Annotated in this window: 27 protein-coding genes and 2 pseudogenes; 15 read left to right on the top strand and 14 right to left on the bottom strand. The window is 49.4% G+C overall.

Translation table 11 applies throughout. The annotated features are described in order from the left end of the window. The first annotated feature begins 487 nt into the window (after positions 1-487). A complete protein-coding gene (gene ompC, locus TU92_RS15555; RefSeq protein WP_112168124.1) occupies positions 488-1,597 on the top strand; it encodes a porin OmpC in 1,110 nt (369 codons plus the stop codon). A 165-nt stretch (positions 1,598-1,762) separates the two neighbouring features. Then, positions 1,763-2,122 (top strand): bleomycin resistance protein, encoded by a 360-nt coding sequence (locus tag TU92_RS15550; RefSeq protein ID WP_112168123.1) that lies wholly within the window; start codon positions 1,763-1,765, stop codon positions 2,120-2,122. Between the two features lie 131 nt (positions 2,123-2,253). Here TU92_RS15550 and TU92_RS15545 read toward each other — a convergent pair whose 3' ends face one another. The 4 genes from TU92_RS15545 to TU92_RS15530 form a co-directional block, all read right to left on the bottom strand. After that, a complete protein-coding gene (locus TU92_RS15545; protein WP_112168122.1) occupies positions 2,254-3,288 on the bottom strand; it encodes a phage integrase in 1,035 nt (344 codons plus the stop codon). 87 nt (positions 3,289-3,375) lie between these two features. Beyond that, on the bottom strand, positions 3,376-4,716 hold the full coding sequence (locus TU92_RS15540) for a KAP family P-loop NTPase fold protein (RefSeq protein ID WP_112168121.1): 1,341 nt from the start codon (positions 4,714-4,716) through the stop codon (positions 3,376-3,378). Beyond that, a complete protein-coding gene (locus tag TU92_RS15535; RefSeq protein WP_112168120.1) occupies positions 4,713-5,642 on the bottom strand; it encodes a hypothetical protein in 930 nt (309 codons plus the stop codon). Before TU92_RS15535 ends, TU92_RS15540 begins: the two co-directional genes overlap by 4 nt. Positions 5,643-5,673: 31 nt before the next feature. Next, on the bottom strand, positions 5,674-6,237 hold the full coding sequence (locus tag TU92_RS15530; protein WP_112168119.1) for a phage repressor protein CI: 564 nt from the start codon (positions 6,235-6,237) through the stop codon (positions 5,674-5,676). 127 nt (positions 6,238-6,364) lie between these two features. On the opposite strand from TU92_RS15530, the gene TU92_RS15525 reads away from it, so the two are divergent. The 3 genes and pseudogenes from TU92_RS15525 to TU92_RS15515 all read left to right on the top strand — a co-directional run. Next, complete coding sequence (locus tag TU92_RS15525) at positions 6,365-6,586, top strand: regulator (RefSeq protein WP_112168118.1); 222 nt, start codon at positions 6,365-6,367, stop codon at positions 6,584-6,586. Between the two features lie 32 nt (positions 6,587-6,618). Further along, a pseudogene (locus tag TU92_RS15520) lies at positions 6,619-6,930 on the top strand (phage regulatory CII family protein); the annotation flags it as partial. After that, positions 6,929-8,170, top strand: a pseudogene (locus TU92_RS15515) (hypothetical protein); the annotation flags it as partial. The pseudogenes TU92_RS15520 and TU92_RS15515, both read left to right, overlap by 2 nt. 1,054 nt (positions 8,171-9,224) lie before the next feature. Here TU92_RS15515 and TU92_RS15500 read toward each other — a convergent pair. The 3 genes from TU92_RS15500 to TU92_RS15490 form a co-directional block, all read right to left on the bottom strand. Next, the gene (locus TU92_RS15500) at positions 9,225-9,410 is read right to left on the bottom strand and encodes a hypothetical protein (protein ID WP_112168116.1); all 186 of its coding nucleotides are present in this window, start codon (positions 9,408-9,410) and stop codon (positions 9,225-9,227) included. Positions 9,411-9,575: 165 nt separating this feature from the next. After that, entirely contained in the window at positions 9,576-10,610 is a 1,035-nt protein-coding gene (locus TU92_RS15495; protein WP_112168115.1) for a hypothetical protein, read from the bottom strand. 339 nt (positions 10,611-10,949) lie between these two features. Further along, positions 10,950-12,632, bottom strand: coding sequence for an aspartate:alanine antiporter (locus tag TU92_RS15490; protein WP_112168114.1), 1,683 nt, complete (start codon positions 12,630-12,632; stop codon positions 10,950-10,952). 327 nt (positions 12,633-12,959) lie between these two features. Here TU92_RS15490 and ybjM point away from each other — a divergent pair, with 327 nt between their 5' ends. Next, positions 12,960-13,334 (top strand): inner membrane protein YbjM, encoded by a 375-nt coding sequence (gene ybjM, locus TU92_RS15485; protein WP_112168113.1) that lies wholly within the window; start codon positions 12,960-12,962, stop codon positions 13,332-13,334. 136 nt (positions 13,335-13,470) lie between these two features. On the opposite strand, the gene TU92_RS15480 is transcribed toward ybjM, so the two are convergent. Further along, entirely contained in the window at positions 13,471-13,737 is a 267-nt protein-coding gene (locus TU92_RS15480) for a GrxA family glutaredoxin (protein ID WP_056769821.1), read from the bottom strand. Positions 13,738-14,016: 279 nt separating this feature from the next. On the opposite strand from TU92_RS15480, the gene nfsA reads away from it, so the two are divergent. The 9 genes from nfsA to rlmC all read left to right on the top strand — a co-directional run bounded on the left by nfsA (position 14,017) and on the right by rlmC (position 22,662). Then, complete coding sequence (nfsA, locus tag TU92_RS15475) at positions 14,017-14,739, top strand: oxygen-insensitive NADPH nitroreductase (protein WP_112168112.1); 723 nt, start codon at positions 14,017-14,019, stop codon at positions 14,737-14,739. Positions 14,740-14,757: 18 nt separating this feature from the next. After that, positions 14,758-15,660 carry a 30S ribosomal protein S6--L-glutamate ligase gene (rimK, locus tag TU92_RS15470; protein WP_112168111.1) on the top strand — a complete coding sequence of 301 codons (903 nt, stop codon included), beginning with the start codon at positions 14,758-14,760 and terminating at the stop codon, positions 15,658-15,660. 144 nt (positions 15,661-15,804) lie between these two features. Further along, on the top strand, positions 15,805-16,290 hold the full coding sequence (locus TU92_RS15465) for a YbjN domain-containing protein (RefSeq protein WP_112168110.1): 486 nt from the start codon (positions 15,805-15,807) through the stop codon (positions 16,288-16,290). 426 nt (positions 16,291-16,716) lie between these two features. Continuing rightward, the gene (gene potF, locus TU92_RS15460; RefSeq protein WP_112168109.1) at positions 16,717-17,826 is read left to right on the top strand and encodes a spermidine/putrescine ABC transporter substrate-binding protein PotF; all 1,110 of its coding nucleotides are present in this window, start codon (positions 16,717-16,719) and stop codon (positions 17,824-17,826) included. A gap of 168 nt (positions 17,827-17,994) precedes the next feature. Further along, entirely contained in the window at positions 17,995-19,128 is a 1,134-nt protein-coding gene (gene potG, locus TU92_RS15455; RefSeq protein ID WP_112168108.1) for a putrescine ABC transporter ATP-binding subunit PotG, read from the top strand. Positions 19,129-19,140: 12 nt separating this feature from the next. Next, positions 19,141-20,094 carry a putrescine ABC transporter permease PotH gene (potH, locus tag TU92_RS15450; RefSeq protein ID WP_112168107.1) on the top strand — a complete coding sequence of 318 codons (954 nt, stop codon included), beginning with the start codon at positions 19,141-19,143 and terminating at the stop codon, positions 20,092-20,094. Continuing rightward, positions 20,091-20,936 carry a putrescine ABC transporter permease PotI gene (potI, locus tag TU92_RS15445; protein ID WP_112168106.1) on the top strand — a complete coding sequence of 282 codons (846 nt, stop codon included), beginning with the start codon at positions 20,091-20,093 and terminating at the stop codon, positions 20,934-20,936. Before potH ends, potI begins: the two co-directional genes overlap by 4 nt. Before the next feature lie 52 nt (positions 20,937-20,988). Then, on the top strand, positions 20,989-21,435 hold the full coding sequence (locus TU92_RS15440; RefSeq protein WP_112168105.1) for a YbjO family protein: 447 nt from the start codon (positions 20,989-20,991) through the stop codon (positions 21,433-21,435). A gap of 84 nt (positions 21,436-21,519) precedes the next feature. Beyond that, on the top strand, positions 21,520-22,662 hold the full coding sequence (gene rlmC, locus TU92_RS15435) for a 23S rRNA (uracil(747)-C(5))-methyltransferase RlmC (RefSeq protein ID WP_112168104.1): 1,143 nt from the start codon (positions 21,520-21,522) through the stop codon (positions 22,660-22,662). 145 nt (positions 22,663-22,807) lie between these two features. Here the strand turns inward: rlmC and fliR are convergent, their stop codons facing one another. From fliR to fliM, 6 genes are all read right to left on the bottom strand, one after another. Then, entirely contained in the window at positions 22,808-23,596 is a 789-nt protein-coding gene (gene fliR / locus TU92_RS15430) for a flagellar biosynthetic protein FliR (RefSeq protein WP_112168103.1), read from the bottom strand. A 3-nt stretch (positions 23,597-23,599) separates the two neighbouring features. After that, on the bottom strand, positions 23,600-23,869 hold the full coding sequence (fliQ, locus tag TU92_RS15425; protein ID WP_056769862.1) for a flagellar biosynthesis protein FliQ: 270 nt from the start codon (positions 23,867-23,869) through the stop codon (positions 23,600-23,602). Between the two features lie 161 nt (positions 23,870-24,030). Continuing rightward, positions 24,031-24,783 (bottom strand): flagellar type III secretion system pore protein FliP, encoded by a 753-nt coding sequence (fliP, locus tag TU92_RS15420; RefSeq protein WP_112168102.1) that lies wholly within the window; start codon positions 24,781-24,783, stop codon positions 24,031-24,033. Beyond that, positions 24,780-25,211 carry a flagellar biosynthetic protein FliO gene (gene fliO / locus TU92_RS15415; protein ID WP_112168101.1) on the bottom strand — a complete coding sequence of 144 codons (432 nt, stop codon included), beginning with the start codon at positions 25,209-25,211 and terminating at the stop codon, positions 24,780-24,782. The genes fliP and fliO overlap by 4 nt, the downstream gene beginning before the upstream one ends. After that, positions 25,211-25,627 carry a flagellar motor switch protein FliN gene (gene fliN / locus TU92_RS15410; RefSeq protein ID WP_112168100.1) on the bottom strand — a complete coding sequence of 139 codons (417 nt, stop codon included), beginning with the start codon at positions 25,625-25,627 and terminating at the stop codon, positions 25,211-25,213. The genes fliO and fliN overlap by 1 nt, the downstream gene beginning before the upstream one ends. Further along, the gene (gene fliM / locus TU92_RS15405) at positions 25,620-26,636 is read right to left on the bottom strand and encodes a flagellar motor switch protein FliM (protein ID WP_112168099.1); all 1,017 of its coding nucleotides are present in this window, start codon (positions 26,634-26,636) and stop codon (positions 25,620-25,622) included. The genes fliN and fliM overlap by 8 nt, the downstream gene beginning before the upstream one ends. Between the last annotated feature and the right edge of the window lie 3 nt (positions 26,637-26,639).

Raw genomic sequence — 26,639 nt, 5'->3', positions numbered from 1 at the left:
ATCGGTAAAATATGACTATGTTAAACGCAATAATAACGTTAAGAAACAACGTAAGCTATACAAAACCTTACAATCCCGAAATGCCGCATGACAAAAAAACAGGGTAAGACAGGGGATGAATTGCGTAATAATAGTCACTTTTTAATAAGATGTACCTAAACTGAAATTATAAAAATCAGTGGGTGCGTTACATATAATGTATTGAAATTCATGTGTATTGTATTTACATCTTAAGGTTTTTTCAGGCGAAATATTGGTGGATCAGCCAGTAGATGTTAATAGTATTGTTGCTCGGCGTTATTTTTCTAAATCATTCTTAAACGAAAACTATTTCAAATAATTACTGGTTGCAACGGAACTTATCCTCGTTTATTTTGACGTCCATCTGCTCCGGTTCTGAAGAAGATATAAAGCTTCGCAGTAAGGAGTAATAAAACTTGCCTGACGGCAAATAATACAATTTATAAATTGATCAAGGATATTGATGATGAAATTGCGCGTACTTTCTCTGGTAATCCCGGCACTGATGATGGCAGGCACCGCAGGCGCTGCTGAAATTTATAATAAAGACGGCAACAAACTTGACCTCTACGGTAAAATTGACGGCCTGCACTATTTTTCTAATGACAATGGTTCCGACGGTGACCAGTCGTATATGCGTTTCGGTCTGCGCGGCGAAACTCAAATCAGCAACGAACTGACCGGTTACGGCCAGTGGGAATATCAGGCTGCGCTGAATAAAGCGGAAAGCGATGATGCGAATAACTTCACCCGTGTGGGCTTCGCCGGTCTGAAATTTGCTGAGTTCGGTTCACTGGATTACGGCCGTAATTACGGCGTGATGTACGACGTCGCAGCATGGACCGACGTTCTGCCTGAGTTCGGCGGTGATACTTACGGCGCAGACAACTTCATGTTCCAGCGTGCCAACGGCGTCCTGACTTACCGTAACCAGAACTTCTTCGGCATGGTCGATGGTCTGGATGTTGCGGTGCAGTATCAGGGTAAAAATGGCAGCGCCACTGAAACCAACAACGGTCGCGACGTGCTGGCTCAAAACGGCGACGGCTACGGCATGTCCCTGTCATATGATCTTGGCGAAGGCTTCAGTGCTGCCGCTGCGATGATGGCATCTGACCGCACCAACGAACAGAACGGTCGCAACAATTCAGCGATTCTGGGTAACGGCGACAAAGCCACTGCTTACAGCGGCGGCCTGAAATACGATGCCAACAATGTTTATCTGGCAGCGATGTACACCCAGAGCTACAACGCCAATCGCTTCGGTTCAGCGGGCAGCAAGGCTTACGGGTATGCAGATAAAGCGCAGAACTTTGAAGCCGTTGCACAATACCAGTTTGACTTCGGTCTGCGTCCGTCGGTTGCCTACGTGCAGTCACACGCAAGAAGCGTTGAAGGTTATGGTAAACAAAACCTGACCAAGTATGTTGATGTCGGCGCGTCTTACTTCTTCAACAAAAACATGCTGACCTACGTCGATTACAAAATTAACCTGATGGACGACACCCGTCTGACCCGTGATGCCGGTATTGCTACCGACGATATTGTCGCGGTAGGTTTGGTTTATCAGTTCTGATAAACCGTTTATTGCCCACATTTATTCGGGCCTGTTAGCCTGCTGTGTCTAATTCCCTTCCCGTTTGGGAAGGGTTTTTTGTTTAGCGTTACACATTTAATTTTCCTGCGACCTCATGCATCATGGCTTATCCTTTGATAAACCTGAAATTCGCCGAGGCTCGTCATGACCGATCACGCCACACCCAATCTTCCTTCCCGCAATTTTGAAGAAACCCAGCGCTTTTACGGCAGCTTCGGTTTCACTAAAACCTACGTCGACGACAGCTGGCTGATCATGGTTCGCGGCGGCATCATTCTGGAATTTTTCCTGCATCCCGACCTCGATCCGGCGACCAGCTGGTTCAGTTGTTGCCTGCGCGTCGATGATGCCGATGCGATGTTCGCGGACTTCAAGGCCGCCGGAATCGGTGAAGATCCGCATACGCGTCCCTGTGTCCATCTGCCCGAAACCCAGTCATGGGGCATGAAAATGGGCGTAATGATTGATATTGATGGAACGCTGGTAAGGGTGATTGAGAACTGAGGGGCGTTGCAGCAAGGTGACGACAAAATTCAGATAATAAAAAACCCGGGAATCTCACCGGGTCTTTTAAAATCAATAAATTACAGATATTTCATGATGTTGATTGAGTGACGACGGGTGATGAATTAGGACTATTGCCTTCTTCTATCGCCACTTTTCATTTTGGCCAACGGGTTGAAATGCAGGGCTGTTTCGAGGTGCTCCGGAGCAAAGTGCGCATGTCTCATAGTCATCTGTATATCAGAATGGCCAAGGATTCTTTGTAAAACTAAGATGTTGCCACCTGAAGTCATAAAATGTGCAGCAAAGGTATGCCTAAGAACATGTGTAAGCTGACCACGTGGTAATTCGATGTCGGTGGAGTTGATGGCTGCCATGAATTGAAAGTAACATTCGCTAAAAAGTGGATTTGTGTCTTGAGCAATGATTTCTTCATAGAGCTCTTTGCTTATTGGAACGCTACGATTCTTCTTACCCTTGGTTTTGACGAAGGTAATTTTATAAGGAGTGATTTGACTTCGGGTGAGTTTTTCTGCTTCTCGCCACCTTGCCCCAGTGCTTAAACAGATTTTAACCACAAGAGGCAAATCTGGTTTTCCTCTACTACATGCAGCGAGCAGAGTGTTGATCTGTTCGTGATCTAGCCAGGCCATTTCTTTTTCTGCTGTTGCAAACTTTCGCAGAGTTTCGAGGGGATTCGGTTGTTTCCATTCTCCTAAACGAATCAGTTCATTGAACATGCTGTTCAGATAACTTTGCTCAAGGTTCACTGTCACAGGTGCCGCCCCTTGTCGCCAACGTTCAGAATAATAGATTTCTCCATTCATTCGTTTATCACGATAGTGAGCGAAATCCTTTGCTGTAAAAGTAGTAGCGGGAGGATTACCTAGAGCCGCCACCATAAGACAAATTTTCTTATAGATGAGTGAGCCGGCAGAAAGCGCCTGACCATGTAGGTTGTACCAAAGTTTTGCGATATCCCCCAAACTCCGTCGGTCAGCTTTCTCACCCAGCCAAGGCTTATTGTTAGCTTCGTCCATAGTGTGGCGTTCGAAGGCTAATGCGTCACCTTTAGTAGCGAACTGTTTACGAACCCTGCGGCCAGAACGGCCAGCAGGGTAGCATTCACATATCCAATGGCCGGTTGTAAGTTTACGGACTGTCATTCTTGATCCCCTCCTAAGAAGGGGATATTTAACTGTACAAAACAACAGTGGTCAATGTAGGTTTCGCGAAATAAAAACATTCAAAAATTATGAGGAAAGCATGATATTACTAATTGCCGCCGCGACGATAGAGGAAAACCCTTTATCGTCATAGTTGATAGTTTGATAGGAGCCGGTTAGATAATAATCCCATTTTACTTTTTGCTCATCATCTGGCCTAGGGAATCGAAAAGATGGGTAATCGCTGTCTCTTATTAATCCATAAAGTAGAATTTGGATTGTTGATTGGTCACGATTCCTAATATAGTTAAATTCTTTAATATTTAACGTGTCACCTATCGCATCCAAGTTTATTGATCGATTTAGAATTGATTTAGCAGACTTTTTATCAAAGCAATATAAAAATATCCCAAAAATCTCAAGGTAGTTATAGTCAGTATTACTATTAGAATCGATTGAATTTTGAGTCAATATTTGAAATATTTTAATGTGACGAGCAAAAGTCTCTACCTCTCTTAATGATAATTCGCCATGATTAATAAGAGAGGTTATCATTTTCTCTGAGCCTGAGTTCGCTCGTAAAAGAGTTTCATCATCTTGAGAAATATTTTTCCAGTGCCTTAGCGATGCGTTAGTTGGAGTCGTGCCATGTGGTTTGTAAAAAGTGGGCAATGTGATAGAGAATTTTATAAATTTATCTAAATATTGTCTTGAGTTGACTGCGGAGCCATACATATGATTAATTGAAGCATATAACTGAGCTGTGTTTGTAACTAAAATAAAATTGACATTCTCAACATCAAAAACATGTTTAATATTTTCAATGATTGAGACTGAGAAACTGGGCTTACATCTATCAAGCTCATCAATGATTATTATAAGCGGCTGAGACTGTGTTATTTCTTTTAACGCGGATTTAAGTGTTTGTATGTTTTTTTCAGCATCGATATGCTCATGCAACATTGATTCGACGGTTTTATCAATAATTGCGTCATTTGTATCGCTAATTGCATCTGCAAATTCACTGGATAATTCATCAGCATTTTGCTTAAGCAGCCACCCAGCTGTAGCTTTTAGTCCAGTCTTTAAGCCAAATTTTAAGGCGGGCAAAGCTTTTGCAATGAGATTTTTAGCTTCATTTTTAGGTAGTAAAGCAATGATAGCAGCAAGTATTGTTAAGAGAGGTGCATCAGTATGGTCTTCTTTAAAGGCATCTATATAAACTGCTCGTGGATTTTCGGTATTTTCATTTAACATATTTGTTAGCTTTAAACAAAATTCTGTTTTACCTGTTCCCCACCCCCCGTCAATTACCAATGGTGAAATATCAACGTCTGAGTCAAGAAGCTCATTTATTTTAATAGCTATCTCTTTTCTTTTATATTCATCTCTGATTTCGAATGTAACATCTGAACTTGCGTTAATCATGCTTGTCCCCTTTTAGATCTTGTGATCGCAATACCTACTGCTTGCTTCCATTTTTTATCATGTATTATTCGTATATGTTCAATATCACTATTTATTATTTCATTTTTTGTTAATTTCGATAATGGTTCCCATTGTTCATGGAAAATGTATGTGGCATTATCTAGATAAATACTCTCGAGGATGTAAGTGTTTTTGTTTTCAAAACCAAAAACAAAATAACCGTTGAAACCGCCGTGACCAACTCCTATAAAATCAGGTTGATAGGAATTCATAATAGATAGACGATATTTTATTATTTCGGCCTCATCTTTATCTAAATTTGCCGTGCCTGAAAGTATCATTTCGGCAACTTTAGACCATGGGTATACGCCTCTAGGTAAAATATCCCACTGAATTTTCCTGAACTTAGTGGTATGTAATGGCTTTTGTGAATTATCAAGTAATTCGAACTCACCAAAGCATTCCAGTAAAACGTTAATAACATGCAAGTTATATTCTTTATTTTTATCATCAATGAATATAACCGGTGATATTATATATAATTGTCCATTTATATTGGCGAGTGTTAAAAAAATTGACGGAGCGGGAATATACTCTCTCGCTATCCTTAAGGCTGTACGAGTTTTAGTGCCGTAATGAGGTTGTTTATGCCAGTCATAAGTAGTGCTGTTGTAGGTTACGTGGTAAGTCTCTTTAGGTAAATCTGGTCGTTTTATTTCCTTTCCTCTAGCATTAAAGGTTGTTGTTTTTCCAACTGGCGTTGGTAGTATAGAATCACCTTCTAATATTTTTTCAGTAAACCCTATTTTATGTAGGGTTTCCTTATCAATATTGCTGAGATTAACGCCTAAAATAACCTCTTTTAAACCAGCAGCTAGAGATACTAACTTATCAATGCTTCTTAAAGACTTTCCTGAGATTTTCATATAATATCCTTTTATAAAATAATCAAACGTACTAATTAAGTTTTTCAAATACACCGACAACTTTACTAACGAATTCGATATCCTCCAAAGAACATTCGAATGAGTTCGCTCCCATAATTCTTATTCTTTGTACAGGGATGCGAATAATTTCACGAATACTTACCTTCCCTTCAATATTAAGAACCCATAATCCATCTTCAATGTCTTTAACATCGTTATCAATAAAGTATGAAAAACTATCACTAGTTATTATCTCTAATTTTCCTGATGTATCAGGTGCAAATACTTTGTCGAACATTATATAACTAGCATCAACTAGTTGACCGTCCATAATCTTTTTGCGGGGCACTTCAATTACGTCTGTTCGAGCATTCTCATAAACCGGTCCAGAACCCAAAGTTAGCCATTTCAAAGCTACCCCAGTTTCCAAGGCGCACTGAATTACCCAATCTGAGGGGAACGAATCTCTCATGTAACGTGTAGCCAAGGTGCTTTTAGATACTCCAAGTTTGTCGCATAAAGCTTGCCGTGTAGTAAATCCATAGGCTTCAACCATACGCTCAATTGCACCTCGCCCACCTTTATCTAAATCCATTCGATTTCACCATGTGAACATTTATGTTGACGATTTCATTTAGTGATCTTATAGTTCCCATGATTTCAAAATGTGAACCATCACCACTTACAACTTTTAACCACTGCTAATAAAGGAATGTTGCCCCATGAAACCTAACATTTCAATCACTCTGATCACGCCCCACGTCACAATCGAACGCTATAGCGAACTCACTGGCTTAGCTGAGGATACGATCAACGACATGCTTGCAGATGGTCGATTACCACGTCACCGCCTCCGTAAAGATATGAAGCGCGAAAAAGTGATGATCAATATTGCGGCTTTAACCGTAGATGCGTTATCAAATTGTGACCTTTCAGTTGCTTAGTTCGATATTGCAATATGATTGAGGTGACAACCATGTTTGATTATCAAACTTCAATACATCCGCATCTGGATACTGCCTACCGCCGGTTTTCTCTGGCTCACAACCTCACAGCGGTTGCAGCGGCTATGGGGATTTCAGCTCAGGTGTTACGCAATAAGCTGAATCCAGACCAGCCACACCGTTTAACTCTGCAAGAGCTGATTAGGCTGACTGACATAACCGATGATTCGACGGTGTTAGATGGTTTGTTGGCACAGCTTAAATGCTTGCCGGCAGTGCCGGTGAATGAAGCGAAACCTGACAATTTACCCATGCACGCCCTAAGTGCCACGGCTGCAATCGGTGTTAGCCAATCTGGGAAAGGCGTTTAGCATTACCGATTACGTTTGGTATCAGCTGCCCGACGGCGGCGTTTTTGTTGGTGCGGCCGCAGATGCCCTGTTTGCCGGTAAGCCAGTGGAAATCCCCGCCGAATTTAACCAGAGCGTTGCCGGTGGCAATAGTATGACAGTGCCGCTGATCCAGTCTTTGCGACCCGGTGTAGAGGTGAACGGTCAGCGTTTGACTAAGGTCAGATTGCACAACGACGATATGGAAATCACCTGGACACCACGCAATAAGGCCACAGGTCAGGCATTGCAGAAAACCCCGTTTCAGCGTCAGGTTGAAAGCAGTTATCCAGAGCTGGCCAGCGGCTTGCACCTGCCGCAGTTCGCCAGGGTGGAAGCGCCCAGCGAAGACGTCAGCAACGGGAATATTGCCGATCCGTTCAGGCCACGTTATGCCGTGGACTTGCAGCTGTTAGACGCAGATGGCAATCCGGCAAAAGACACACCGCTTTATCCGGCCGTGCCGCTACCGCTGCCGATGGCGGGCGGAGAGTCAGGCATGTTCCAGTTTCCACCACCCGGCACGCTGGTAGAAGTCGGGTTTAACGGCGGCCGCCCGGATAAGCCGTTTGTTCGTCAGACACTTGCCCAGGGCAACAGCCTGCCTGCAGTAAAGTATGGCGAACAGCTGCAACAACAGCGCGATGGTGTATCGCAGCGTGTGACGGTGGCGGGAGACTGGGAACGCCAGACAGACCAGGTGATCCGCGAAACGTCCATGAGCCGCGTTATAACTGCGGATGATGAAACCCGCACGCTGGTGGCCAGAGAAACCACGGTTCAGGCCACGGATAAAACCATGGTGCTTGGCAAAGCCACCTTGCTGGCCGGTGCTATCCAGCAGATTGCCCAAGGTGATTACAGTCTGGCCACGCAGGCCAATTACGTGGCCAGCGTCCAGGGCAACGCGGAAACAACCGTTGTTGGCCAGCTGATTGAAAAGGTCGGACAGCTGCGCCGCAGCGTGGCCGAGACACGTCAGGAAGTGATTGCGCCGGTGGTGTGGATCGGGAGTCAGGCGATTAACGTTTGCCAGCTGATGATAAACACGCTGGACGTGGTGAAACAGTTGGCAGAGCTTACCGCCGCCCACACGCACAGCAACACCGGCGCGCCGCAGAATGCAACGGCCATCAAAGCGACGGGAACCAGTGCCACTACGCTTAAGACGAAATACGATCCCGTCATTGGTTAACAGAATCCGCCAAATCAAACCCGCCGAGTGCGGGTTTTTTATTGCCCGCAGACAACCCGCCTCAATCGCACGCAGCGCCGCGCAATGCCTCCACCCACACCGTGAAACCTTTTAAAACGATCACGCAGCCAGATAAAGCAGGGGGCTGCGTGCGGCCACGGAACAAAGCAAGACGTCACGGAAATTGCACTACACCGCACCCGCCTGCGCTTTTTGCGTCAGTAATTTTTTTCAGTTTTGAAAATCTACAAACCACACCGCCAGCCCGCGCCGTGTCTGGGGTGCCGCCGTCATTCCCAAACTGAAAAGATTGAAAAGAATTTCAGTAAATTACAGTTTTCTGGATCTCCAGAGGATCAGGGAAAAATTACAGCTAACTGAAATTAAAGGTTTATTCCTGCTTTTTGTCTGATGGGTGGATCGTTAAGAAGATCAAATCTGTGAGCTGTAGAAATGGAGGGAGGCCAGACGGGGCGCAGCCTGTAAGAGATTTGCGGACATTTTGTAAAACTGAAATTTGTGAAATTGATGTGCTGTAATTATATACAGTATAGTTATTTTTCAGACGTCAGAGCAAAAGCAGCAAAAGGGGGTTTTATGCGGTCGATGAAAATTTGCAGCGCGATGATTTATTTCATGTCCAAGGGCGAAAGACTGAGCAGAGAACATGTTTTCGGTCAGCAGGGTAATCCGGTGTATGCGATCTGGCCGGTGGGTAGGAAATGGGGTGTTGCTTATCACGATGGTAAAAGGTGGGTGTCTCATGCATTCATTCCGCCGCAATCAGAGCGGGAAGCGTATGATTGCGCGATAGGACATTACTACAAGCACTTCTGAATGACAGTTGTTGAATCTGGTATCAATACAGCCATTCTGACTAAGTAATTTATAATTGATTTTGTTATGAGTAATCAAAAGCTATAAAAAAGCCACATCGTTTAATATGGCTTCATCAACTGAATTATTTAGTAAATTTTGTATAATTTACATGAGTCTATAACCGGCGATTTGTATTGATAGGTTGCTAATAATAATTCAATGAAATGACTATTGGTCAGCAAGCCGTTTTACCCAAAACAGTACTGGTAATAGGATAGTTCATCTCATCAACACCATTGCTAATAGCAATTATATTCCAACGGTTGGTCTCAAGAAGCTTATTTATTTCGGAGTCATTACGGATGCCAACAAAAGTTTTAATCTCACGATATACTGAATAATCAATAGCTTGCTGCGTCATATGTATTTCCTCTCGTTATGAATTGGACTTAAGCGAATAGAAGATTACATCAAATGCCATTTACTAACAATAAGTTAAGGGCCCAGACTGTGACCCCTATGTGGAGACAAACAAGAAAATGAACTTAGAACGAAACCATAGTTTTCCTAAAACTGAAAAATTTTCTCAATCTTCGCGCATGAATTTTTCCCGTGAATACTCATCAGCACTACACAAGCCACCATTGATTTGTTCTTCTTGGGTTAAAGCCTGTCCGCACATTTCACATGCATTATATTCGAGTTCGGCATCACACCACGCACACTTCTGTTCAAGAATCAGGAAGGTATCATGATTGCATTGATAGCAATGTTCGAGAGTTGGTTCACTGCCATCACGTGAATCTTGATAGTTTGTAACATAGATAGCGTGCAATAACTCAGGAGCAATTAGGTCTGCATAACCGCAGTTTACACAGCGGTATCTAAATTGGTCTTCATTGTGTTCTACCGAAATATTTAAATCTAAGTCCTCTTGAGCAGCCATCAACAGCTCAGAACTGCACATTTTACAACGACAATCACTAAGGTAGAATTCTGCTCCTGATGGCACTGATGCTAATTCCCAACTATCTGCGCACTCATCCAGTTTGGCATTATAGAAGTCCTTGTGGGCAAGCATTGTGTCCCAAGCACTACCTAAAACGTCTGACGGAACTAGCCCAAGCTCATTACTGATAAAATCACTGAGAACTGGGAAAAGTTCAGCAACAAACCCACTAACCTCACCATATGTATGCTTAGGATGTAAATGCTCAAGATGATTTCTGCAGTCTTGCAATTGTTTGATGACAGACCAATCAACGTTTATACCAAACCCTTTAAAACGCTGTTCAATACCTAGAATATCGATAGTTGTTTTCTTAAATTTTCCATCCGGAACCCATTTAATACCGCCATTCCCATCAGACTCAGGAACGATAGTTGGATGATTAAAGATTATCGCGTAAGCATCCGCTGGATCATTTACAGATGCTGCAATTTTGTATTTGAACAAAAGTAGCATTCCGGCAAATAGATTTCTCACAGATGATAGTGTTCGCGCTTTATTTCCACTTGCACGTTCTGACTCTTCAAAATCTTCAATGCCGAGTTGTATAGATATTAACGCATTTTCGTATAATTTTTGGGCGTCAATGGTTTGTACTGGGGAGGTGCTCATTACAAAATCCTTATCTAAGCGTCGCAAGTCTTACAAAACTACCTTAATAAATGTAAGGAAAGAAAGTTAAAAATATCACTGTCGCCACTTTGTCGCCAATGAGCGCAAGATGGTTGGTTAGCATATTGATTTTAAATGATTTTAAATCCAGAAAAGAAAAAACCCGGGAATCTTGAACCTAAAAAGGCGGGATTCACGGGCTCTCCAAATTTGGGGACTTCAAAGAAAAGCAGTGGCATTAATTAAGACTGCTGCCCTCTGTAAAAGTTCGTTTCATGTGGCAAAAATATAAAAAAATTATTGATTTTATTTTCCCACATTACACTTCAATGAGTTACGTCATGCTCCCGGCCAGATGATCACGATCAATGTCCCGGCCAGCGTCAGTAATACGTTAGCGATAGCGTAGGTTCCGGCGTAACCGAGTGCCGGAATGTTGCTTCGCGCGGTATCACTTATGATCTCCATCGCGGGCGCACAGGTTCGCGCTCCCATGATCGCGCCAAACAGCAAGGCCCGGTTCATCCGCAGGACGTAAGCTCCAAAGATGAAGCAGATGATAACCGGCACCAGGCTGACGATAAGCCCCGAGATCAGCATCTGTCCGCCGATGGCGCCCAGTCCGTTATTGATCCCCGCACCGGCACTCAGGCCGACACCCGCCATAAAGACCATCAGGCCAAACTCTTTCACCATGTTTAGCGCACCTTGCGGGATATAACCGAAAGTAGGGTGGTTGGCACGCAGGAAGCCGAGCATGATACCGGCGAACAGCAGACCGGCGGCATTACCAATGCCGAAGCTGAAGTTTTTAAACTGGAAGGTGATGAGGCCAATCATCAGGCCGACGATAAAGAAGGCACAGAAGGCCAGCAGGTCGGTGACCTGACTGTGTACGGAGATAAACCCGATGCGGTCTGCCACACTTTTTACACGACGTGCATCACCGCTGACCTGCAATACATCGCCTTTATTGAGCACAATGCTGTCGTCGATCGGCATTTCTATCTGACTGCGGATAACGCGGTTAAGGAAGCAACCCTGATCGGTGAGGTTTAGCTGGCTCAGACGTTTACCGACCGCATGATTGTTTTTCACCACCACTTCTTCGGTCACGATGCGCATATCGAGCAGGTCGCGGTCAAAGACTTCTTTGCCGTTGCGGAAACTAGGATCAAGACGCGAATGTGCATCCGGATAGCCGACCAGCGAAATCTCATCGCCTACCTGTAACACCGCGTCACCGTCCGGCGTCGCTAAAATCCCGTTACGGCGGATACGTTCGATATAGCATCCGGTCTGGCGGTAGATCCCCAGTTCGCGAAGGTTTTTGCCGTCAGCCCATGCCACCAGCTCCTGGCCAACGCGGTAGGCGCGGATAACCGGCAGATAGACTTTGCGTTTGCTGTCGGTATCCAGACCGCGTTCGCGGGCGATTTGCTGGGCACTGGTTGGTAAATCCTGGTGTTGCAGTTTTGGCAGGTAGCGCGCGCCAAAGATCAGGCTGACCAGCCCGATGAGATAGGTCAGGGCGTAGCCGAGGCTCAGGTTATCGAGCTCAGGACCGAGGAGTTTGTTGCCGCCCATGGTGTTACGCAGCGTATCTCCCGCGCCCACCAGCACCGGCGTGGAGGTCATGGAACCGGCGAGCATACCGGCGGTGAGGCCGATGTCCCAGCCGAAGAACCGCCCAAGTCCGAGTGCCAGCAACATGGCGGTGCCGACCATCACCAGCGCCAGCATGAAGTAGTTTTTGCCGTCGCGGAAGAAAATCGAAAAAAAGTTGGGTCCGGCTTCAACGCCGACGCAGAAAATAAACAGCATAAAGCCGAGATTTAGCGCTTCGGTGTTAATACTGAAATGTTGCTGGCCTAAAAGCAGGGAAACCACTAATACGCCGATAGAATTTCCGAGCTGGACAGAGCCCAGACGCACTTTTCCAAGGCACAGACCGAGCGCCAAAACTACAAATAATAACAGGATGTAATTCCCGTTTAACAAACTAGCGACGTTTATATTCACAAGGATAACTTATTGTTTACCAACAAATTCTTGATATGGGAGAATGTAAAGGATAAATTCAGAAAGAGAAAAATCCTAACCCGTTCTTACCGTGGTTGCGCAGTGCAGACGACGGGGAAAAGCAGGTTTCGGGCGTCATTTTAGTCACAGAACGTCTCTACAGCCAGAGAAAAGCCCGGATAAAATGATGTAAACACTTAATTTGTGTTACGCGGGATTGCGTGGCACGTCAGGGAAAGGAGTCAGAAGGCTCATTCAGGTAACAGAACGCATCAGAGGCATTGAACACAGCCTGTGAAAACTCGCCAACTTTAGGGAGGAAGTAAAATGGCACTTTGGCGCACGGTCAGAGCCCCTGTACTTTGCTGTATATTTTTTATCGTGATTTTTATTTCATTAAAAAATAGTTGGATCGTTGTCAGAACCACCGCGCCCGGACCTGAATACGGTCTGCTGCTCTTCCTGTTGCCCGGCATTGTGACGGCACTGATTGCCAGGGAGTCGCCGATATTTTCTTCTTTTATCGGCGGGCTGACGTCGATACCCGTTTGCTTTTTACTTCGCTGGGTGTTTTTCCCTCGCTTACGTCCGCTGGTGCAGGAAATCGCCTACGCCACCAGCGCGATATTCTGGTGTGTGCTCGGCGCGATGCTGGTCCAGCTGCTGATTACGGTGTACCAGCAGTTCAGGCAACCGAGATAAATACTGGATTCTGGCTAAAAGAAAAGGCGCTCAGTGAGCGCCTTTTTGCTGTGTGTATCTTCTTTTTTTTGACTAAACCAGTGAATTACCGGCTCAGTGACTGACAAGCGTTACAGAACGATTAATTGCAGAACAATTAGTTGCTGAACAGTGCCAGATGTTCTTTCGCGTAAGCTTCGAAATCAGTGAAGCCGCCAATGTGTTGCTGATCGAGGAAAATTTGTGGAACCGTTTCAACCGGTTTACCGACAGTTTTTTCCAGGTCGGCTTTGGTGATGCCTTCTGCATGGATGTCGATGTAGCGGAAGTTGAAATCATCACGTTCTTCAGTCAGTTTTTCAGCCAACTCTTTTGCACGTACACAATAAGGACAGCCAGGGCGCCCGAAAATTACTGCAAACATGGAGACTCCTTTGTTTGTTTTAAAAAATGAATGAAAAGGAAATGATTCGTTTTGTTAACTGCATCACCTTTTTGATGTCGCTACTATGCCTGTTGCAAACCATAAAAAAAAGCAGGAATTACCTGTCAGTCCGATACCTTTGACCTATCCAAATGAACCTGCTGGTATTTTTAGGGACTGCACATTGTTACAGCATTTAGATCCCGAAACCTTGCAAACTGTGCTCAGTGCATCAATCATTGAGCGCTGATGTTTACACTTTTAGTCCAAGGACTCTTCATGACACCGACTATCGATCTCCTGCGTTCACACCGCTCCATTCGTGCTTTTACCGATAAGCCTGTGTCTGACGAACAGCGCGAGGCGATTATTGCCGCCGCTCAGGGCGCATCGACGTCCAGCTTTTTGCAATGCTCTTCAATTATCCGCATCACCAGTCCTGCACTGCGCGAAAAACTGGTCGGCTACACCGGCGGTCAAAAATACGTGGCCAGCGCCGCTGAATTTTGGGTTTTCTGCGCCGATTTCAACCGTAATCAGCAGATTAATCCTGAAGCGGAACTGGGTCTTGCAGAACAACTGTTGCTGGGCTGCGTTGATACTGCACTGATGGCGCAGAACGCCATGACAGCGGCGGAATCTCTGGGGCTCGGTGGCGTATTTATCGGCGGGATCCGCAACCAGGTCGAAGACGTTGTGGCGCTGCTGAAATTGCCAAAATTTGTCATGCCGTTGTTTGGTTTCTGCATCGGCACGCCTGCGCAGGATCATCAGGTGAAGCCACGCATGCCGCAGTCTTTACTGGTGCATGAAAACAGTTATCAGCCGGTGGATAAAGCCGTGCTGGCGCAGTATGACGAAGAACTGAGCGAATATTATCTTCAGCGCGACAGCAACGCCCGCCGCGATACCTGGAGTGATTTGATCGTTCGTACGCTTAAAAAGGAACAGCGTCCGTTTATGCTGGACGCATTGCATAAACAAGGCTGGGCAACGCGCTAATCGGCGACGGAGTGTCGGATGAAGATTGCAATTCTTTCCCGTGACGGGTCTTTGTATTCGTGCAAGCGCCTGAAGGAAGCGGCACAGAGCCGGGGGCATGAGATCGACATTATCGATCCGTTGTCATGCTATATGAACATCAATCCGGCCGCGCCGAGCGTGCATTATCGCGGGCGTCAGCTGGATATTTATCATGCGGTGATCCCGCGCATCGGGTCGGCTATCACCTTTTACGGCACCGCAGTGCTGCGTCAGTTTGAAATGCTGGGCAGCTTTCCGCTCAACGAATCGGTGGCGATCACCCGTGCGCGCGACAAATTACGCTCGATGCAGATTCTGGCGCGGGAGGGGATTGATTTACCGATCACCGGATTTGCCAATGCGCCCGACGATACGTCAGATCTCATTGCGCTGGTCGGTGGCGCACCGCTGGTGGTGAAACTTGTGGAAGGCACGCAGGGCATTGGCGTGGTGCTGGCGGAAACCCGTCAGGCGGCGGAAAGCGTAATTGATGCGTTTCGCGGGCTGAATGCGCACATTCTGGTGCAGGAATATATCCGCGAGGCTCAGGGGCGGGACATCCGCTGTCTGGTGATTGGCAAACGCGTGGTCGCGGCGATCGAGCGGCAGGCTAAACCGGGGGACTTCCGTTCCAATCTTCATCGCGGCGGAACGGCGGCGAAGGTAAACATCACGCCGGAGGAAAAAGAGATTGCCGTCAAAGCTGCGCAGACGCTCGGGCTGGACATTGCCGGGGTGGATATTCTGCGGGCGCATCGCGGGCCACTGGTGATGGAGGTCAACGCCTCGCCGGGGCTGGAAGGCATCGAAACCACCACCGGGCTGGACATCGCCGGGATGATGATCGACTACATCGAGCAACGTGCGAAACCGGGTTTTCGCTTAAAATCCGGCGGCTAAATCTCAATTGATCGGCCTAATGTTGACGAACCCGGTATTGATCGTAGCGCTGGCCGGTATAATTCCGTAAGCTATCGCCCCTTCGTAACGCCGTGTGCGTAGCGAGTAGGGGTTATTTTCGTTGTTGAACTCGTGAGGCATTCTATGGATTCGCTCATCGTCCCTGATTTGGCGCTGCTACGGCGCTGGCTTGATCAGCTGGGCATTTCTTTTTTCGAGTGTGATTCCTGTCAGGCTCTCCATCTGCCGCATATGCAGAATTTCGATGGCATTTTTGATGCCAAGCTCGACATTGTGGACAACGTAATTTTATTCTCGGCGCTGGCCGAAGTGAAACCGACGGCGCTTATCCCGCTGGTAGCCGATTTAAGCTCGATCAATGCCAGCTCCCTGACCATTAAAGCCTTCGTGGATATTCAGGATGACAATCTGCCGAAGCTGATTGTTTGCCAGTCGCTGACCATCGCGGTGGGCGTTACGCATGAGCAGTTCTCTTTCTTCCTGCAACAGGCAGAAGAACAGATGTCGATGATCATTCTCGAAGCCCATGCTAATGACTTGCTGTTTATCGGTGATGACGAAGAAGACGGCGCACCTGCGGCATCGGTCAATCTGCCTTTTCTTCACTGATTCGTTTTACTCTTTCTCTCTCCTCTGAAGATCCTTCCCTGCGAGCCGTATCAACCACGGCTCCGCTGCCTTTATTCGCTTTCACGATAAGTTATGCTGCCGTTTACCCAATGTTGCACTATATTTCACTTTGTTAATGGCCAAAATGCCAGACGGACTACAGCAAATTTGCATAAATAATCGATAAACGCCGGTTTTGTCTCAGGAGGCTGGTACACGGGGGTTGCAGGCGCTATGCTTCTGACTCTGCATCACGCGTGATTACGTCGTAAAACCAAACGGTTAATTCGCAGGCAGCGTATTCGTCAACATTGAATGCCTATGCATATTTTATAGGATTCGGTTGGCCTGGTAGTGAAGGGTTTTGTATCCATCCCAGTGATACAAATTCATTGATATATTCCCCTGTCTTGGAGGTAGTAACGGATGTTCACCCTGCGTAAAAAGTGGTTATCGGGTGTTGTCGCCGGTCTGGTTATGGCCGCGTCCGTCACAGCGTCTGCGGAAGAGAAAACGCTGCATATCTATAACTGGTCCGATTATATCGCGCCAAACACCGTGCCTGATTTCCAGAAGGAAACCGGCATCAAAGTGGTTTACGACGTGTTTGATTCCAACGAAGTGCTGGAAGGCAAACTCATGGCCGGCAGCACTGGCTTTGATCTTGTGGTGCCCTCGGCCAGTTTCCTTGAGCGCCAGCTCTCGGCGGGTGTGTTCCAGCCGCTGGATAAAAGCAAACTGCCTAACTACAAAAACCTCGATCCCGACCTGCTGAAAATGGTCGCGCAACACGATCCGGGCAACAAATACGCCATTCCTTATCTGTGGGCGACCACCGGTATCGGCTACAACGTCGATAAAGTGAAAGCGGTGCTCGGTAAAGATGCGCCGGTCGATAGCTGGGATCTGGTTCTCAAGCCTGAAAACTTAGAGAAGCTGAAAAGCTGCGGCGTGTCGTTCTTAGACGCACCGGCGGAAATCTACGCGACCGTACTCAACTATCTTCATCTTGATCCGAACAGCACCAAAGCCTCTGATTACACCGGGGCGGCGAACGATCTGTTGCTGAAACTGCGTCCGAACATCCGTTATTTCCACTCTTCCCAGTACATTAATGATCTGGCGAACGGCGATATTTGTGTGGCGATCGGCTGGGCTGGCGATGTCATGCAGGCGTCTAACCGCGCGAAAGAAGCCAAAAACGGCGTGAATGTGGCTTACAGCATTCCGAAAGAAGGCGCGCTGGCGTTCTTCGACGTGTTTGCTATCCCGAAAGATGCCAAAAACCTCGACGAAGCCTATCAGTTCCTCAACTACCTGATGGAGCCGAAAGTCATCGCGCAGGTCAGTAACACCGTTTACTACGCCAGCGGCAACAAAGCCGCTACGCCACTGGTCAATGAAGAGGTGCGTAACAATCCGGGCATTTATCCGCCAGCGGATGTGCAGGCCAAACTGTTCAGCCTGAAAGTTCAGGATCCGAAGATTGACCGTGTCATCACAAGATCATGGACCAAAGTTAAGACAGGTAAATAGTACCGTTTAAAAAAGGTCAGGAAGACTTCTCAGCGGCTCCGCAGAATCACGGCGGGGCCGCTGACGTTTTGTCCGGGATGACGTTTGGGCATACGGATCAGGCACTTTTCCCCCTGACTGTTATGCTTATTTGAACCTGCTTTATTTTGATACCGGAGATTTCTCTGAGTGAACGACGCTATTCCCCGCCCGCAGCCTAAGTCCCAGAAAGGTTTTACGCCTTTGCTGGAGATCCGTAATTTAACCAAGTCTTTTGACGGCCAGGCCGCCGTGGATGACGTCAGCCTGACCATCTACAAAGGCGAGATTTTCGCACTGCTCGGCGCGTCCGGCTGTGGTAAATCGACGCTGCTGCGCATGCTGGCAGGTTTCGAGCAGCCGACGCAAGGGCAGATTGTTCTTGATGGCGTTGATCTCTCGCAGGTACCGCCGTATCAGCGACCGATCAACATGATGTTCCAGTCCTACGCGCTGTTCCCGCACATGACGGTGGAACAGAACATTGCGTTCGGGCTCAAGCAGGACAAATTACCCTCAGCGGAAATCAAAAGTCGCGTGGCGGAAATGCTGACGCTGGTGCACATGCAGGAATTCGCTAAACGTAAGCCACATCAGCTCTCCGGCGGTCAGCGTCAGCGCGTGGCGTTGGCCCGCAGCCTGGCGAAACGTCCGAAATTATTGCTGCTTGATGAACCTATGGGGGCGCTGGATAAAAAACTGCGCGACCGGATGCAGCTGGAAGTGGTGGATATTCTTGAGCGCGTTGGCGCGACTTGCGTGATGGTGACGCACGATCAGGAAGAAGCCATGACCATGGCGGGGCGCATCGCCATCATGAACCGCGGTAAGTTCGTGCAAATTGGCGAACCGGAAGAAATTTATGAGCATCCGACCAGCCGCTTCAGCGCAGAGTTTATCGGCTCAGTGAACATATTCGAAGGCGTTTTGAAAGAGCGTCTGGACGATGCGCTGATCCTGACCTCGCCGGGCTTAATCCATCCGCTGAAAGTCGATGCCGACGCGTCAGTGGTGGACGGCGTACCGGTATTTGTGGCGCTGCGCCCGGAAAAAATCATGCTGTGCGAAGACGTGCCGGAAGACGGCAGCAACTTTGCGGTCGGTGAAGTGGTGAACATCGCGTATCTGGGCGACCTGTCTATCTACCACGTCAGATTGCACAGCGGTCAGATGATCACAGCACAGCTGCAAAACGGCCATCGTTTCCGCAAAGGCATGCCAACCTGGGGCGACGAAGTGCGCCTGTGCTGGGAAGCCGACAGCTGCGTCGTGCTGACTGTTTAAGGGGCGCTGAATATGTCTGTCATTTCTGAACAACCGGTCAGTAAACCTCCGGGTGGATTCAAAGCTTTCATTGGCCGTCTGCAACAACGTCATGGCCGCAAGCTGGTTATCCTGCTGCCGCTGGTGTGGTTCCTGCTGCTGTTTTTACTGCCGTTCCTGATTGTTTTCAAAATCAGTTTTGCCGAGATGGCGCGCGCCATTCCGCCGTATACCGATCTGGTCACTTTCTCAGACGGCATGCTGGATATCGCACTGAACATCGGCAATTACATCTCACTGACCGACGATCCGCTGTACATCGAAGCCTATCTGCAATCGATTCAGGTGGCGGCTGTCTCAACGGCGCTGTGTCTGGTAATCGGTTATCCGCTTGCGTGGGCGGTGGCGCACAGTAAAGTGTCGACGCGGAATATTCTGTTGTTGCTGGTGATTCTGCCGTCGTGGACGTCGTTTTTGATCCGCGTCTATGCATGGATGGGCATTCTGAAAGACAACGGCGTGCTTAACAACGTACTGCTGTGGCTGCACGTTATCGATCAGCCGCTGGTTATCCTGCATACCAATCTGGCGGTCTATATTGGCATTGTGTATTCGTATTTGCCGTTTATGGTGCTGCCGATTTACACCGCGCTGACCCGCATGGATTACTCGCTGGTAGAGGCGTCGCTGGATCTCGGTGCGCGGCCACTGAAAACCTTCTTCAAGGTGATTATGCCGCTGACCAAAGGCGGAATTATCGCCGGTTCGATGCTGGTGTTTATTCCGGCGGTGGGGGAATACGTGATCCCGGAACTGCTGGGCGGACCGGACAGCATTATGATTGGGCGTATTTTGTGGCAGGAATTCTTCAATAACCGCGACTGGCCGGTGGCCTCTGCGGTGGCGGTGATCATGCTGTTGCTGCTCATCATGCCAATTCTGTGGTTCCACAAATACCAAAACAAAGAGCTGGGAGATAAAGAATGAATAAGTTACCGGTTGTCCGTTCGCCGTGGCGAATTCTTATTCTGATCATCGGCTTTACGTTTTTGTATGCGCCGATGCTGATGCTGGTTATTTACTCGTTCAACAGCTCCAAGCTCGTTACGGTCTGGGCGGGCTGGTCTACCCGCTGGTATACTCAGCTTTTCCATGATTCCGCGATGATAAGCGCGGTCGGCATGAGCCTGACGATTGCCACCGCCGCGGCGACAATGGCGGTGATTGTCGGCACGCTGGCGGCCGTCGTGATGGTGCGTTTCAGACGTTTTCGCGGCTCGACCGGGTTTGCTTTTATGCTCACCGCGCCGCTGGTCATGCCTGATGTCATTACCGGGCTGGCGCTGTTACTGCTGTTTGTGGCGATGGGGCACGCCTTTGGCTGGCCTGCGGAGCGTGGCATGTTTACCATCTGGCTGGCGCACGTGACGTTTTGTAGCGCCTACGTCGCCGTGGTGGTGTCGGCGCGATTACGCGAGCTGGATCGCTCTATCGAAGAGGCGGCGATGGATTTAGGGGCAGCGCCGCTGAAGGTGTTCTTCATCATCACGCTGCCGATGATTCTGCCTGCTCTGATTTCCGGCTGGCTGCTGGCGTTTACGCTGTCGCTTGACGATCTGGTGATCGCCAGCTTCGTCGCCGGACCGGGTGCGACCACCTTGCCGATGCTGGTCTTTGCCAGTGTGCGCATGGGCGTCAATCCGGAAATCAACGCACTGGCGACGCTGATCCTGCTGGTGGTGGGCATTATCGGCATGATTGCGTGGTGGTTTATGTCACGGGCTGAGAAACAACGGATTAAAGAGATACAACGCGCTGCGCGAGGATAGTGTCCTCATTGACTTAACATTAAAACCAGGAACAAGGAGATAACAAGGAAGTATGAAATTAGCATTTATCCCCGTTCCTGTAATGATTGGCGCGTCGGCGATTGTGGCGACGCGCCTGCTGGAATTCATCTTACTGTTTGATGCGATGGGTTTTTCCGGCCTGATGAGTTTTATCGAGGTCAGCGCTGAATCCTGGCTGAACTGCATCATCATGCTCGCCAGTATGCTGATCATTCTGGTGGAATGCCGGGCGGCATACGCGATGATGCGCGCACGCCGCTGGGGACGCTGGGCGTTCATCGGCTGTCAGGCGATTGTTGTCAGCTACATGCTGCTCGCGTCATTCGACTGGTTCGGACCGCGCATCTTTCGCTTTAACGTCGAAACACAGGGCGAATTCCTGTATGCGCTGCTGATGCAAAAAATCCCAGATATTCTGGTGCTGCTGTTGTTGTTTGTGCCCGCCAGCAGTCAGCGGTTCTTTGCGCGCTATAAATAGCCTGTACTGCTGATGAGCCTTTCCTGCCGCGTGGTGGTACACTGCGCGCCAGTTTTTTCCTGCTTTGAACACCGGAACCTTTTCATGCATTGCGCTCTCTACACCGCCGGAACCTGTCGCTCCTGCCAGTGGCTCGACAAACCTTACTCCCGCCAGCTGGCCGATAAACAGCAAGACCTGCACGATTTGCTGAGCGGAATGACGGTAGGGGAGTGGTGCGAACCGGTAACGGGCGAAGAGCGCGCATTTCGCAATAAAGCCAAAATGGTGGTCAGTGGCAGCGTGGAGCGTCCGCTGCTCGGCATGTTACATCGCGACGGCACGCCGGTGGATTTGTGCGATTGCCCGCTGTATCCGGCCAGCTTTCCGGCGGTCTTTGCCGTACTCAAAACCTTTATCGCCCGCGCCGGTCTGACGCCCTATAACGTCGCGCGTAAACGCGGCGAATTGAAATTCCTGTTGCTGACCGAAAGCCAGAAGGACGGCGGCATGATGCTGCGGTTTGTCCTGCGTTCAGAGACCAAACTGACGCAACTGCGCGCGGCGTTGCCGTGGCTGCAACAGCAGCTGCCGCAGTTGAAGGTTGTTTCCGCCAATCTTCAGCCGGTGCATATGGCGATCCTCGAAGGGGATACGGAAATTCCTTTGACTGACGTTCAGCGTCTGGAAGAGGAATTCAACCATGTGCCGCTGTTTATTCGCCCGCAAAGCTTCTTCCAGACCAATGCGCAGGTGGCGGAAAAACTGTACGCCACGGCGCGCGATTGGGTGCGTGAGTGCGGTAACATCGGCAGTATGTGGGATCTGTTCTGCGGCGTCGGTGGTTTTGGTCTGCACTGCGCGACACCCGACATGACGCTGACCGGGATCGAAATCAGTGCCGAAGCCATCTCGTGTGCAAAAGAATCCGCCGCGCGGCTGGGGCTGCGAAACGTTGAATTTCAGGCGCTGGACTCCACCGGTTTTGCCACCGGCAAAGGAGAAGTGCCGGACCTGGTCCTGGTTAATCCGCCACGTCGCGGCATTGGAAAAACGCTGGGCGATTACCTGAGCCAGATGGCGCCTGCGACGGTACTCTATTCCAGCTGCAATGCGAAAACTATGGCAGCCGATCTGGCCTTGCTGCCGGATTACCGCATCGAACGCGTTCAGTTGTTCGACATGTTTCCGCATACCGCACATTATGAAGTGATGGCATTACTCATTCGCGAGTCAGCCGATAAATAACCGTACCAGACCCCCTTTTCTTATTATTCCCGTAAGCTACGTGAATGAATAAGCATGACCAAACTGTAAGTAATGTCTAATTGAAGGCCAAAAGTAATAATAGTCAGCACGTCGTGTTTTATTTAAGACGTTAGCCTGAGGATTATTAACGCCCGGTCGCCAACTGATTCATCACCAGGACCAGTTTATCGAAGACTTCGCTGAACAGATGTTCGCTGAAAGGGGCGAGCAGGGGCATCATCATACCGATGGAGAGAATGCCGATACTGAGCGTCAGCGGGAAGCCTATCACGAAAACAGAAAGCTGCGGCGCGACGCGGTTGAGGATGCCGAGCGCCATGTTCAGCGTCAGCAGCAGGGTGACAATCGGCAGCGCCAGCATCAGGCCGCCGCTGAACACGATGCTGCCCGCCTGGGCGACCGCCATAAAACCTTCTGCATTCATCGGATTCGGGCTAATCGGCAGGGTATGGAAACTGTCGGCAAGCAGAGAAATCAGCCACAGATGGCCGTTGAAACTCAAAAACAGCAGCACTGCCAGCAGATTGAGAAACTGGGCGAGCAGCGGTGAGTTCAGGCGGTTGCTGGGGTCGTAAAAGGTCGCAAAGGAAATACCCATTTGCAGCCCCATGATTTCACCGGCCATGCGGATTGCGGCGAACGCCAGCTGCATGGTCAGGCCGAGCGCAGTGCCTATCATAATTTGTTGCATGGTCAGCCACAGCGCGGGTGTGGAGAAAATCGGTGTATCGACCACCGGCAGTGCGGGTGCAATCAGAAAGGTGATCATCGCCGCGAGGCCAATTTTCACCTTTTTGGGCACCTGCTTTTCACTGGTGATAGGCGCAGTACTGATCAGCGCCAGAATGCGCAGCATCGGCCAGAAATACATACTCAGCCAACCGGCTAACTGGGTGCTGTCGAAGGAAACCATGCGTTAACCGATGATGTAGGGCAGGCTGGAAAACAGCGTGCGCATATAATCAAGCAGCAGGTTGAGCATCCACGGACCGGCGATAACGATAGTGGCAACCACCGCCAGAATCTTCGGGATGAAGGAGAGGGTTTGTTCGTTGATTTGCGTCGCAGCCTGCAGCAGGCTGACGATAAGACCGGTCACCAGCGCCGCCAGCAGCAGCGGGGCAGCGACAGCCAGCGCGACTTTCATCGCTTCATTGCCTATCGCCATAACTGATTCAGGAGTCATTTCTTTTATCTCATAAAAGACGTTGTTCAGCTCCCTCCCCTGCGAAGGGGAGGGTTGGGGTGGGGTATTAAAGGCAACTCAGATGCCGCCTGCTATACCCCCTCCCAACTTCCCCCTTCGCAGGGGGAGGCGCAAAATAGCTCTCATCCGAAGAGGCGCCGCTAACTGTAGAAACTCTGCGCCAGCGATCCGAGCAGCAGCTGCCAGCCATCAACCAGCACGAATAACATCAGTTTGAAGGGCAGTGAGATGGTCGCGGGTGGCACCATCATCATCCCCAGCGCCATCAGGACGCTGGCGACCACCAAATCGATAATCATGAACGGGATAAATACGGTGAAGCCGATCTGGAAAGCCGTTTTCAGTTCGCTGGTGACGTAAGCGGGTAACAGGATCCGCATCGGCACCGCTTCGGGACCGGCCAGCGGCGGCAGGTTGGCGAGACGGGCGTAGAGTGCGAGATCGGTTTCACGGGTCTGGCGCAGCATGAATTCACGCAGCGGCTGAGCACCTTTGTCCATCGCATCCTGCATGCTGATTTTGTTTTCGGTAAACGGCTGATAGGCGTCGGTATAGATTTTGTCGAAGACCGGTGCCATGACGAAGAAGGTCAGAAACAGTCCCAGGCCGAGCAGCACCTGATTTGGCGGTGCGGACGGCGTACCCAGCGCATTTCGCAGCAAACCCAGAACGATAATAATGCGGGTAAAGCTGGTACACATCAGCAGCATCGCAGGGAGCAGCGTCAGCGTAGTGATGAACACCAGCGTCTGAATCGGCAAAGACCAGTTCTGTGCGCCGTTGGCCATTTGCTGGCTGATGATGCCCGGTAATTGCGCGAAGGCTGACGGGCTGATGAACAATAACAGCGGCAGACACAGGCGGGTGATCAAGGGGGATTTCAAAAAGGTCATGCCTGCTTTCCCGGACGTTTTAACATTTTTTGCATCAGCTGACGAAAATCGGCGGGCAGTTCTGCGGCACTCACCGCAGGGGTGTCCACCGGCGGCGCGCTGAGGGTGTGCAGCGGCGTGATGCTGTGGGCGGTCACACCCAGAACCAGCCAGGTATTGTCCACTTCCACAATCACCACTTTTTCACTGCGCCCGACCTGACAGCTGGACGTGATTTTCAGCAGCTTGTTATTTTTTGCCTGTGGCGCCAGACCGGTGCGTTTAGCCACCCAACCGATAAACAGGATCAGCAGCAGAATGCCGCCGAGCACCGAACTGACCTGAGTCAGCACGGAACTGGCGGGAACCACCGGCGCTGAGGCCTGCGTTGTGGCATGGTTTGCCGGGCCGGAAATGTACGGAGAATCCGTCGCGGCGTTCTGGTTCATCAGCGGCTCAGACGACGCATACGTTCTGACGGCGTGATGATATCGGTGATGCGCACGCCGTATTTATCGGCCACGACCACGACTTCACCCTGAGCAATCAGGTAACCGTTGATCAAAATATCCAGCGGCTCACCGGCCAGGCCGTCAAGGGAGACCACGGAACCCTGCGACAGACGCAGCAACTCTTTGATGGTCATCTTGGTGCGGCCTAATTCCACGGTCAGTTTCACCGGAATGTCGAGGATCATGTCGATATCCTGCAAACCACCGGCTCCTTCCTGGGCGCCCAGCGCGGCGAAAACACCCTCGGTTGACGCTTTGGCGCTGCCCGCAGATTGTTGTTCGTTAAACGCATCAGCCCATAAATCGTCAACGTTTTCCGATCCCGCGTCAGACGGTTTATTGGTGTCACTCATGGGGCTGTTCCTCATCTAGAGAATTTAAAATTGGGTTGATCAAATGTTCAACGCGCAGAGCGTATTGTTCGTTTAAGGTGCCGTATTTGCTGGTCAGCACCGGCACGCCGTCGACGTGGGCGATCAGGCGATCCGGTTTTTCAATCGGCAGCACGTCGCCCGGTTGCAGTTTCAGGATCTGGGACAAACGCAGCGGGATTTCGACGAAATTCGCCACCAGTTCCAGCTCGGATTGCTGAACCTGCGTGACCAGATTTTCGCGCCACTGGCTTTCTTCATGACGGGAGTTTTCAACCGGTGGATTGGTCAGCAACTCACGAATAGGTTCAATCATGCTGAACGGAATACAGATGTTGAAATCACCGCTCAGGGCACCGATTTCCACATGGAACGGCGTCGTGATCACGATATCGTTCGGGGAAGAGGTGATGTTGGTGAATTTGATCTGTAATTCTGCACGCACGTATTCGACGCTCAGTTTGTAGACGCCGCTCCAGGCATCTTCATAGGCGTCAAGCGCCAGCGTCAGCATGCGTTTAATCACGCGCTGCTCGGTGTGGGTGAATTCACGCCCTTCCACCTTGGTCGGAAAACGACCATCGCCGCCGAACAGGTTATCCACCGCGATAAACACCAGGCTTGGCGCGAACACAAACAGTGCCGTGCCGCGCAGAGGCTTAAGGTGGATCAGGTTGAGGTTGGTCGGCACAGGCAGGTTGCGGGCAAAATCGTGATAAGGCTGAATTTTGATCGGCCCGACGGTGATGTCCGGGCTGCGGCGCAACAGGTTAAATAACCCCATACGGAAATGACGGGCAAAACGCTCGTTAATAATTTCCAGCGCCTGCAGACGTTCACGCACAACACGGCGTTGCGTCGTCGGGTCAAAAGGTTTTACGCCGTCATCGGCCGCCTGATTTTTGGCGTTGGTGGTTTCAGGCGCGCTGTCGCCGCTGTCACCGTTGAGCAGTGCGTCGATCTCGGCCTGTGAAAGAATGCTGTCGCCCATAAT

Source organism: Rahnella inusitata (assembly GCF_003263515.1).
In the GTDB taxonomy this organism is placed as follows: Bacteria; Pseudomonadota; Gammaproteobacteria; order Enterobacterales; family Enterobacteriaceae; genus Rahnella; species Rahnella inusitata.
Note: the sequence above shows the minus strand (reverse complement) of the source record. Positions and strands in the feature narration are given on the sequence as shown.

Excerpts from the sequence above, each read along its gene's own strand:
- rlmC (WP_112168104.1), top strand. The coding sequence starts at position 21,520 with ATGCATTGCGCTCTCTACACCGCCGGAACCTGTCGCTCCTGCCAGTGG.
- TU92_RS15525 (WP_112168118.1), top strand. The coding sequence starts at position 6,365 with ATGAAACCTAACATTTCAATCACTCTGATCACGCCCCACGTCACAATC.
- TU92_RS15500 (WP_112168116.1), bottom strand. The coding sequence starts at position 9,410 with ATGACGCAGCAAGCTATTGATTATTCAGTATATCGTGAGATTAAAACT.
- TU92_RS15465 (WP_112168110.1), top strand. The coding sequence starts at position 15,805 with ATGGATTCGCTCATCGTCCCTGATTTGGCGCTGCTACGGCGCTGGCTT.
- rimK (WP_112168111.1), top strand. The coding sequence starts at position 14,758 with ATGAAGATTGCAATTCTTTCCCGTGACGGGTCTTTGTATTCGTGCAAG.
- fliN (WP_112168100.1), bottom strand. The coding sequence starts at position 25,627 with ATGAGTGACACCAATAAACCGTCTGACGCGGGATCGGAAAACGTTGAC.
- potH (WP_112168107.1), top strand. The coding sequence starts at position 19,141 with ATGTCTGTCATTTCTGAACAACCGGTCAGTAAACCTCCGGGTGGATTC.
- fliR (WP_112168103.1), bottom strand. The coding sequence starts at position 23,596 with ATGGTTTCCTTCGACAGCACCCAGTTAGCCGGTTGGCTGAGTATGTAT.
- nfsA (WP_112168112.1), top strand. The coding sequence starts at position 14,017 with ATGACACCGACTATCGATCTCCTGCGTTCACACCGCTCCATTCGTGCT.
- TU92_RS15550 (WP_112168123.1), top strand. The coding sequence starts at position 1,763 with ATGACCGATCACGCCACACCCAATCTTCCTTCCCGCAATTTTGAAGAA.
- fliP (WP_112168102.1), bottom strand. The coding sequence starts at position 24,783 with ATGACCTTTTTGAAATCCCCCTTGATCACCCGCCTGTGTCTGCCGCTG.
- TU92_RS15480 (WP_056769821.1), bottom strand. The coding sequence starts at position 13,737 with ATGTTTGCAGTAATTTTCGGGCGCCCTGGCTGTCCTTATTGTGTACGT.
- TU92_RS15495 (WP_112168115.1), bottom strand. The coding sequence starts at position 10,610 with ATGAGCACCTCCCCAGTACAAACCATTGACGCCCAAAAATTATACGAA.
- TU92_RS15540 (WP_112168121.1), bottom strand. The coding sequence starts at position 4,716 with ATGATTAACGCAAGTTCAGATGTTACATTCGAAATCAGAGATGAATAT.
- TU92_RS15545 (WP_112168122.1), bottom strand. The coding sequence starts at position 3,288 with ATGACAGTCCGTAAACTTACAACCGGCCATTGGATATGTGAATGCTAC.
- TU92_RS15535 (WP_112168120.1), bottom strand. The coding sequence starts at position 5,642 with ATGAAAATCTCAGGAAAGTCTTTAAGAAGCATTGATAAGTTAGTATCT.
- fliM (WP_112168099.1), bottom strand. The coding sequence starts at position 26,636 with ATGGGCGACAGCATTCTTTCACAGGCCGAGATCGACGCACTGCTCAAC.
- fliO (WP_112168101.1), bottom strand. The coding sequence starts at position 25,211 with ATGAACCAGAACGCCGCGACGGATTCTCCGTACATTTCCGGCCCGGCA.
- potI (WP_112168106.1), top strand. The coding sequence starts at position 20,091 with ATGAATAAGTTACCGGTTGTCCGTTCGCCGTGGCGAATTCTTATTCTG.
- TU92_RS15530 (WP_112168119.1), bottom strand. The coding sequence starts at position 6,237 with ATGGATTTAGATAAAGGTGGGCGAGGTGCAATTGAGCGTATGGTTGAA.
- ompC (WP_112168124.1), top strand. The coding sequence starts at position 488 with ATGAAATTGCGCGTACTTTCTCTGGTAATCCCGGCACTGATGATGGCA.
- fliQ (WP_056769862.1), bottom strand. The coding sequence starts at position 23,869 with ATGACTCCTGAATCAGTTATGGCGATAGGCAATGAAGCGATGAAAGTC.
- TU92_RS15440 (WP_112168105.1), top strand. The coding sequence starts at position 20,989 with ATGAAATTAGCATTTATCCCCGTTCCTGTAATGATTGGCGCGTCGGCG.
- ybjM (WP_112168113.1), top strand. The coding sequence starts at position 12,960 with ATGGCACTTTGGCGCACGGTCAGAGCCCCTGTACTTTGCTGTATATTT.
- potF (WP_112168109.1), top strand. The coding sequence starts at position 16,717 with ATGTTCACCCTGCGTAAAAAGTGGTTATCGGGTGTTGTCGCCGGTCTG.